The following is a 9,716-nucleotide window of genomic DNA, read 5'->3' on the forward strand; positions in this document are numbered from 1 at the left end:
GCACCGCCGGCGCGGACCACCGTGCCTTTCACCTGCCCCAAGTGAGGATGCGTGATGAACGCCGACGACATTGCCATCATCGGACTCGGCTGCCGCCTCCCCGGCGGGATCGATTCCCCCGAAGCGCTCTGGCAGGGCCTGCTGGACGGGATCGACGCCATCGGCGAGGTCCCCCCGCAGCGGTGGAGAGCCGATGACTGGCATGACGTCGACCCCTCGGCGCCCGGCAAGATGACGACCCGCTGGGGCGGGTTCCTGGACGACGTCGCGGGGTTCGACGCCGCGTTCTTCGGCATCTCGCCCACCGAGGCCGCCCAGATGGATCCGCAGCAGCGGGTGGCCCTGGAGGTCGCCTGGGCCGCGGTCGAGGACGCCAGGATCCGCACCGACCGGCTCGCCGAATCGGCCACCGGCGTGTTCTTCGGCACCATGTGGCAGGAGTACCACCTGGCCACCGGGGCGTCCGCCGGTGAGATCCGCACGCACACCGCCATCGGCACGGACACCTCGATCATCCCGGCCCGCATCGCGTACGCCCTCGACCTGCGCGGCCCGGTGATGTCCGTCGGCACCGGGTGCAGCTCGTCCCTCGTCGCCATCCACCAGGCGGTCCGGAGCCTGCGCTCCGGAGAGTCGGACCTCGCGCTGGCCGGCGGGGTCAGCCTCATCCTCCACCCCCACACCACCGTCGCGATGTCCAAGTTCGGCACGCAGAACCCCGACGGGCAGTGCCGCGCCTTCGACGCGGACGCCAACGGGTACGTACGGGGCGAAGGCTGCGGCGTCGTCGTCCTGCGCCGGCTCGGCGACGCCCGGCGCAGCGGCGACCGGATCTACGCGGTGATCCGCGGCAGCGCCGTGAACAACGACGGCACCACCGACGGCCTGGCCACCCCGAGCGCCGACACGCAGGCCGAAGTGCTGCGCTCGGCCTGGCGGGAGGCCGGAACGGACCCGGGCCTGGTGTCGTACGTGGAGGCCCACGGCACGGGGACCCGCCGGGGCGATCCGATCGAGGCCGCGGCCCTGGGCAGCGTGTTCGGCGACGGCAGGAAGACCGGGGAGCCGCTGCGGATCGGGTCGGCCAAGACCAACTTCGGCCACCTCGAACCGGCCGCCGGAGTGCTCGGCGTACTCAAGACCTCCCTGGCGCTCTTCCACGGCGAGCTGCCCCCCAGCCTGCACTTCCGCCGGCCCAACCCGGACATCGACTTCGACGCGGCGAACCTGGCCGTGGTCACCGACCGGCAGCCGTGGCCCCAGGGAGCGCGCCTGGCCGGAGTCAGCAGCTTCGGCTACGGCGGTACCAACGCCCACCTCGCGCTGGCCGGGCCGCCGCCGGCGCGGGCCGCCGAGGTCCGGGAACCCGCCGCGCGGACGCGGATCCCCTGGGTGCTGTCGGCGCGCTCCGAAGAGGCCCTGCGGGAACAGGCCGGCAGGCTGCGCGCCCACCTCGCCGCGCACCCCGGCCTGTCGGCCGCCGACGTCGGCTTCTCCCTGGCCACCACCCGCGCCGACCACGAGTACCGGGCCGTCCTGCTCGGACGGGAGACCGCGGACCTGAGCCGGGGGCTGGAGGCGCTCGCGTCGGGAGCCCAGGTGCCGGACCTGGTCGTCGGATCCGGCCGCGGGCGCGGCCCGGTTCTGATGTTCGCCGGACAGGGTGCCCAGTGGGCCGGCATGGCCGCGGAACTGCTCGACTCCTCACCGGTGTTCGCCGAACGGTTCGCGCAGTGCGAGGCGGCGCTGGGACCGTTCGTGGACTGGAAGCTCACCGAGGTGATCGGGAACGCGGACGCCCTGGAACGGGTGGACGTCGTACAGCCCGCCCTGTGGGCGATGATGGTGTCCCTGGCCGGGCTGTGGAAGCACTTCGGCGTCGACCCGGACGTCCTGCTCGGGCACTCGCAGGGCGAGATCGCCGCGGCGTGCCTGTCCGGCGCGCTGTCGCTCGAGGACGCGGCGGCCGTGGTGGCGCTGCGGGCCCGGGCCATCCGCCGCGGTCTGGCTGGCCGGGGCGGCATGGTCTCCCTGGTGTGCTCGCGGGCGGACGCGCTGCGGCTGACCGGGCGGTGGCCGGACCGGCTGTCGGTGGCGGCCGTCAACGGGCCCCGCAGCACGGTGGTCTCCGGCAGCCCGGAGGCGCTCGAGGAACTGCTCGCGCACTGCGGATCCGCCGGGATCCGCGCCAAGCGGGTCCCGGTCGACTACGCCTCGCACTCGGCGCAGGTGGAGGCCATCCGCGAGGACATCCTGACCGACCTGGCCGGTATCCGGCCGCGCCCCGGGGCTGCCGGCTTCTTCTCCACCGTCGACGTCGGCCGGATCGACACGGCGACCCTGGACGCGGGCTACTGGTACCGGAACCTGCGCTCCACGGTCGAACTCGACGCGTGCGTGCGCGAGCTGGCCGCCGAGGGCCGCAGCGTGTTCATCGAGTGCACCCCCCACCCCGTGCTCACCATGGGCGTGGAGGAGAGCGCCGAGGTGCGCACCGTCGGAACGCTGCGCAGGCAGGAGGGCGACCGCTTCCTGACGGCCCTGGCCGAGGCGTACGCCGCCGGGGTGGACGTCGACTGGAGCCGCGCCTTCGAGCGGGCGAACACCGTGGACCTGCCCACGTACCCCTTCCGGCACCAGCGGTACTGGATCGACGGCGCGGCGGACGGCGGCGGGCCGGCGCAGGACGCGCCGTTCTGGGACGCGGTGGGCCGCGAGGACCTCGACGGGGTGGCCCGCACCCTGGGCCTCGACCGGGACGCCCTCGCCCCCGTCCTGCCCGCCCTGGCCTCCTGGCGCAGGCGGCGCACCTCGGAGTCCGTCGTGGACGGCTGGGAGTACAAGGCCGCCTGGAAGGAGGTTCCCGGACCGGCGGTGCGCCCGGGCGACTGGCTGGTCCTCGCGCCCGCCGGCGACGCCTGGGCGCGCTCGGTGGCCGGGGCCCTGACCGGACAGGGCCTGCGCGTCACCCTCATGGAGCTCGAACCCGGCCTCGACCGGGGTGCGCTCGCCGCGCGGCTGCGCGGCACGGCCTGCGACGGCGTGCTCTGCCTGCCGGTGGCGCAGGACGGGCCGTACACCGGGTACACGGGGGTTCCCGCGGGCTACGCGGCGACCCTGACCGCCGTGCAGGCGCTGGGGGACGCCGGCGTGAGCGCCCCGCTGTGGTGCGTGACGCGGGACGCCGCCGCCGTCGCGGACGAGGCGGTCGACCCGGAGGGGTCGCTGGTGTGGGGGCTGGGGCGGGTCGTCGCCCTGGAGCACTCCGAGCGCTGGGGCGGCCTCATCGACCTGTCCTCCGCGTACGACCCGGGGGTACTGGCCGGGGTGCTCACCGGCGACCACGGCGAGGACCAGGTCGCGATCCGGGGTTCCGTACCGTACGGCCGCCGGCTGGTCCGCGCCGCCGCGGGTCCGGCCCGCGGCTGGAGCCCCACGGGGACGGTGCTGATCACCGGCGGAACGGGCGCGCTCGGCGCCGAGGTCGCGCGCCGGCTGGCCGGTCAGGGCGCCGAACGCCTGGTGCTGGTCAGCCGGAGCGGGCCGGACGCCCCCGGGGCGCGGGCCCTCACCGCCGATCTCCAGCGGCTCGGGGCAGGCGTCGAGATCGTCGCCTGCGACGTCGCCGACCGGGAAGCGGTCCGCGGGCTCGTCGAGCGGACCCGGCCCGACGCGGTGGTGCACGCCGCCGGAGCCCTGCACGACGGGCTCGTCCAGGACCTCACCCCCGACCGGGTCGACGCGGCGCTGCGGGTGAAGGCGCAGGGAGCCTGGAACCTGCACGAACTCGCCCCCGGACTGGACGCGTTCGTGCTCTTCTCCTCGTGGGGCGCGACCGTCGGCGTCCCGGGCCAGGGCAACTACGCGCCCGGCAACGCCTATCTGGACGGCCTGGCAGCGCTCCGCCACAGCCAGGGGCTGCCCGCGACCTCGGTGGCCTGGGGCCCGTGGGCCGGCGACGGCATGGCGCGGGGGCCGGTGAAGGAGGTCCTCGACCGCCACGGCGTACCCGCGATGGCACCGGATCTGGCCCTGCTGGCCCTGGACCGGGCCGTGGCGTCCGCGGAGCCCTGCGTCACCGTGGCGGACGTGCGCTGGGACCGGTTCCGCACGGTGTTCACGGCCACCCGCCCCAGTGCCCTGCTGGCCGACCTGCCCGACGGCCGGGACGCCTCGGCCGTCCAGGAGCCCGCGTTCCGGCGGCGCCTGGCCGAACTCCCCGCGGACGGCCGGATGCGCGCCGCACGGGAGGAGGTCCGGGCGCAGACCGCCCTTGTGCTCGGCCACCCGACGCCGGAGGCGGTGGACGTCGAGCGGACCTTCAGGGAACTCGCCTTCGACTCGGTCCTCGGCGTCGAACTGCGCAACAGGCTGGGCGCGGTCACCGGCCTGCGGCTGCCCACCACGCTGATCTTCGACCACCCCACGCCCGCGCAGGTCGCCGCGCACATCCTCGACGCGTACCTGCACGAGGAGCCCGACCCGGCCGCCGGGGAGACCGCCCCGGCCGCCCGTACCGCCACCGCCACCCCGGCGGCCGCCCCCGAGGCCGCCCCGTCGGGTGCCCCCGAGGCCGGCGCCGGCGAGCCCATCGCGATCGTCGCCATGAGCTGCCGGTTTCCCGGCGGAGTACGCGACCCGGAGGGTTTCTGGCGGCTGCTCTCCGACGGCGGGGACGCCATCACGCCGTTCCCCGAGGACCGGGGCTGGGACCTGTCCGCGCTGTACCACCCGGATCCCGACCACCCCGGTACGAGCTACGTCCGCGAAGGCGGCTTCGTGGCCGCCGCCGACTTCGACCCGGAGTTCTTCGGGATCAGCCCCCGCGAGGCACTGACCATGGACCCGCAGCAGCGGATCCTCCTGGAGGGGTCCTGGGAGCTGCTGGAACGGGCCGGGATCGCACCGGCCGCGCTGAAGGGCAGCGACACCGGGATCTACCTGGGCACCAACGGCCAGGACTACGCCTCGCTGGGCACCCCGCACGGCTCCGAGGGGTTCGGGCTCACCGGAAGCGCCGCCAGCGTGGTCTCCGGCCGCGTCTCCTACGCACTGGGCCTGGAGGGGCCGTCGGTCACGGTGGACACCGCGTGCTCGGCCTCGCTGGTCGCCATCCACCTCGCCGCGCAGGCCCTGTCGCGGGGCGAGTGCGCGATGGCCGTCGCCGGCGGCGCCACCGTGATGGCCACACCGAGACTGTTCGTCGGATTCAGCCGGCAGCACGGCCTCGACCCCCTCGGACGGTGCCGCGCCTTCTCGGACGGGGCCTCCGGCACGGCACTGTCCGAGGGCAGCGGACTGCTGCTGCTGGAGAAGCTGTCCGACGCACGGCGCAACGGGCATCCGGTACTGGCCGTGATCCGCGGTTCGGCCGTCAACCAGGACGGCACGTCCAACGGGCTCACCGCGCCCAACGGCCGGGCCCAGCAGCAGGTCATCCGCAAGGCTCTCGCCGCGGCGGGGCTCGAAGCCTCCGACGTGGACGTCGTGGAGGCCCACGGCACCGGCACGACGCTGGGCGATCCCATCGAGGCACGCGCACTGCAGGCCACCTACGGCGCCTCCGGACGGCCGGTGTGGCTGGGCTCGGTGAAGTCCAACATCGGGCACACGCAGGCGGCGGCGGGCGTGGCCGGAGTGATCAAGATGGTGCTGGCCATGAACCACGGCACAGTGCCCCGTACCCTGCACGCCGACACCCCCTCCCGCCACGTCGACTGGTCGGAGGGCTCCCTCCGGCTCGTCACCGGCCCCGTCGCCTGGGACGCGGACGGCCCGCGGCGGGCCGGCGTCTCCTCGTTCGGCATCAGCGGTACCAACGCCCACCTGATCCTCGAACAGGCCGCCGGGGCCGAGGAACCGCCGGCAGGGGCCGAGGAACCGGCCGCCGGCCCCCGTCCTGCCCTGCTGCCCTGGACCCTGTCCGCGCGGACCCCGGAAGCCCTGCGCGAGCAGGCGTCCCGGCTGGCCGTCCGGGTCGGGACGCACCCCGGCACCGACCCGGCCGACTTGGCGTTCTCCCTGGCCACCTCGCGCACCTCCTTCCGGGAACGCGCCGTCGTCGTCGGCCGCGACACCGGCGACCTGCTCGCCGGGCTGCGCGCGATCACCGACGGGGCGTCCTCGGCGTCCGTGGTGGAGGGTTCGGCGGACGACGGCCGGACGGCGTTCGTCTTCGCCGGGCAGGGAACCCAGCGTGCGGGCATGGGCGCCGATCTGCGCGCGGCGTACCCGGTGTTCGACGCCGCGTGGCGGGAGATCCGCGCCGCACTCGACCCGCACCTGCGCCGTCCGCTCGCCGAGGTCATCGACGACCCGGACGCGCTGCGCCGCACCGAGTTCACCCAGCCCGCGCTGTTCGCCTTCGAGGTGGCGGTGTTCCGGCTCCTCGAGAGCTGGGGGCTCACGCCGGACCTGGTGCTCGGACACTCCGTCGGCGAGCTCTCCGCCGCACACGTGGCGGGCGTGCTCTCCCTGGAGGACGCCTGCGCGCTGGTCGCCGCCCGCGGCCGGCTGATGCAGGCCCGGCCGGACACCGGCGTGATGCTCGCCCTCCAGGCCGGCGAGCACGAGGTGGCCCCGCTGCTGTCCGCGCGGGTGCACCTCGCCGCGGTCAACGGCCCGCGGTCCGTGGTGATCGCCGGTGACGCCGACGCCGTGGCCGAGGTGGCCGGGCGGTTCACCGGACGCCGCACCAAGCGGCTCAACGTGTCCCACGCCTTCCACTCCGCGCACATGGACGGCATGCTCGACGAGTTCCGGAGCGTGGCCGAGCGGCTCACCTTCCACCCGCCGCGCATCGCGCTGGTGACGAACCTAACGGGGCGGACCGTCACCGACTGCGGTCCCGACCACTGGGTGCGCCAGGTGAGGCAGCCGGTCCGGTTCGCCGACGCGATCCGTACCGCGCGCGGCGAAGGCGTCACCCGGTTCCTCGACATCGGCCCCGACGGAACGCCCGCCGCCATGATCGAGGACTGCCTCGACGGCGACGACGCCGTCGTGGTCCCGACCCAGCGTGCCGACCGGTCCGGTCCCGAGGCACTGACCCTCGCGGTCGCCAGGGCGCACACGGCGGGTGCCGGGCCGGACTGGGCCCCGCTCCTGGGCGAGGGCCGCCGCCGAGTCGACCTTCCCACCTACGCCTTCCAGCGCAAGCGCTTCTGGCCGGACGGCTCAGGCTCCGGAGCCGGGCACCCGTGGCTGACCGAGGTCACCGAACTGGCCGACGGCGGCTGGGTGCTGTCCGGCCGGGTGTCGGCGTCGTCCCAGCCCTGGCTGGCCGACCACGTGGTCTTCGGCACCGTCGTCGTCCCCGGCACCGCGCTGCTGGACATGGTCCTCGCGGGCGCCGGCCAGGCCGGAGCGGCCAGCGTGGGCGAGCTGACCCTGTCGCGGCCCATGGTCCTGGAGGACGCGGTACACGTGCAGGTCAGGATCGGCCCCGCCGACGGCGGACGGCGACCGGTGACCCTGCACGGCAAGGCGGAGGGCACGGGCACCTGGAGCACCCACGCCGAGGGCGTGCTGGTGGACGCCTTCGGCCCGGAGCCCACCGACTGGTCGGTGCCCGCGCTGCCCGCCGTGGACCTCGCCGGCTTCTACGAGGGCTTCGCCGCCCAGGGCGTCGACTACGGCGCCGCCTTCCACGGCGTGGCCGAACTGCGCGGGCAGGGCGGGACGGCCTGCGGCGTGGTCCGGCTGCCGGCCGGCGAGCCGGGCGGATTCGGTGTCCACCCGGCCCTGCTGGACGCGGCCCTCCAGGTGATGCGCGCGGCGGTCCCGGCCTCCGCCGAGGCCCAGCTCCCCTTCCAGTTCACCGACGTCCGCCTGTACGCCACGGGAGCCACCGAGCTCCGCGTCCGGGTCGACGTCCGCGACGACGGGATCCGGGCCGCGATCACCGACCCCGCCGGGGCGCCGGTGGCGTACGTCGGCGCCCTGCGGCTGCGTCCGGTCAGCGCCGGCCTGCTGCGTGCCGCGCTCACCGTTCCCGACCTCTACCGCGTGGCCTTCCGGCCCGTGCCTCAGGTGCCCGCGGTGGCGGAGCCGGTCCGGGTCCTGGGCAGCGGCCCGGTGTCCGAGGCCCTCGGCGTGACGCCGTCCGAGACGGTCACGGAAGACGGCCCGCGCCGGATCCTGATCGACGCCACCGCGCTCGCCGAGGGCGTCGCCGCCGCCCACGAGTCGGCCGCACGCGCGCTGGACCTGCTGCGCCGACTGGTGCCCCGCAGGGGCCTCGAGCTCGTGTGGATCACCCGGGACAGCATCGCCGCACGCCCCGGGGACCGGGTGCGCGGCCTCGCCCAGGCCCCCCTGTGGGGGCTGCTGCGGGCGGCGCGGCGCGAGCACCCGGAGGCGGCCCTCCGGATCGTCGACTGCGACCGGATCGACGCCCCCACCCTGTTGTCGGCGCTGTCCGTGTCCGGCGAGCCCGAACTCGCCGTCAGGGGCGGGGAGTTCCTCGCGCCCCGGCTGACCGCGGCGGGCGCGGTCGGTGCGGCCGGTGCGGCCGGCGCCGCGGCCGGCGCCGGCTCCGTGGCCGACGGAACGGTGTTGGTCACCGGCGGCACCGGCGAACTCGGCAGGGCGGTCGCCCGGCACCTGGTGACCGAGCACGGGGTCCGCGACCTGGTGCTGACCTCGCGCAGCGGCCCCGGGAACCCGGAAGCCGGAAGCCTGGTCGCGGAACTGACCGGAGCCGGTGCGCGATCCGTCCGGGTGCTGGCCTGCGACGTCTCCGACCGGACCCAGGTGGCCGGCGTACTGTCCTCGGCGGGCGACTGGTCGGCGGTACTGCACCTCGCCGGCGTCCTCGACGACGGCCTGCTGCTCGACTACGACGAGCGACGTCTGCGCACGGTGCTGGCCCCCAAGCTCGACGGGGCCGCGCACCTGGCGGAACTCACCGCGGATCTGGGCCTGTCGGCGTTCGTGCTGTTCTCCTCCGTCTCCGGAACCCTCGGCTCCGCCGGGCAGGGCGCGTACGCGGCGGCCAACGCCTACCTGGACGCCCTCGCCGCCCGCAGCGGCGGGACCAGCCTGGCCTGGGGGCTGTGGGAGCAGGCGGGCTTGGGCATGACCGCACACCTCACGGAGGCCGAACTGGGACGCCTGCGCAGGCAGGGCATCGCACCGCTGCCCGTCGCCAAGGCCCTGCGGCTGCTGGACCGCGCACTGCGCTCGCCGGACGGCAACCTCGTCCCCGTCAGGCTCGACCTCGCGGCGCTGGACGGCGAACCCCCGGCGCTGCTGCGGGGACTGGTCCGGCCGGCGCTGCGCCGCGCCGGCGAGGACCCGGCGGGCGGCGGGCTGCGGAAGCGTCTGGAGGGCCGGACGCCCGAGGAGCAGGCCGCCTCGGTCACCAGGCTGGTCCTGGAGGAGGCCGCCGTCGTCCTGGGGCTGCCCGGGCCCGGAGGGCTCAGGAGCAAGGCCGTACTGAAGGACCTCGGCCTCGATTCGCTGATGGCCATGGAGCTGCGCCGCAGGCTCGCGAACGCCGCCGAGGTGCCGCTGCCCGCGAGCCTCGCCTTCGACCACCCGACCCCGGCGGACATCGCGGAGCTGCTGATGCGGCGCATGGGGATCGCTCGAGCGGAGTCCGGGACGGAGCCGGAGGCCTCACCGGACCCGGCCGCGCCGGCGCCGGCCCGCTCGGTCGCCGAGATCGGCGCCGAGCTCGACGCCCTCCTCGAACTCTAGAAGCTTCCACACCC

The 9,716-nt window shown here is 75.6% G+C and carries 1 protein-coding gene; it reads left to right on the top strand.

The features are described from left to right. The first annotated feature begins 54 nt into the window (after window positions 1-54). Complete coding sequence (locus tag JIW86_RS41490) at window positions 55-9,702, top strand: type I polyketide synthase (RefSeq protein WP_263862088.1); 9,648 nt, start codon at window positions 55-57, stop codon at window positions 9,700-9,702. Window positions 9,703-9,716 lie beyond the last annotated feature (14 nt).

It is taken from the genome of Streptomyces sp. NBC_00162, assembly GCF_024611995.1.
GTDB lineage: Bacteria > Actinomycetota > Actinomycetes > Streptomycetales > Streptomycetaceae > Streptomyces.

Excerpts from the sequence above, each read along its gene's own strand:
- JIW86_RS41490 (WP_263862088.1), top strand. The coding sequence starts at position 55 with ATGAACGCCGACGACATTGCCATCATCGGACTCGGCTGCCGCCTCCCC.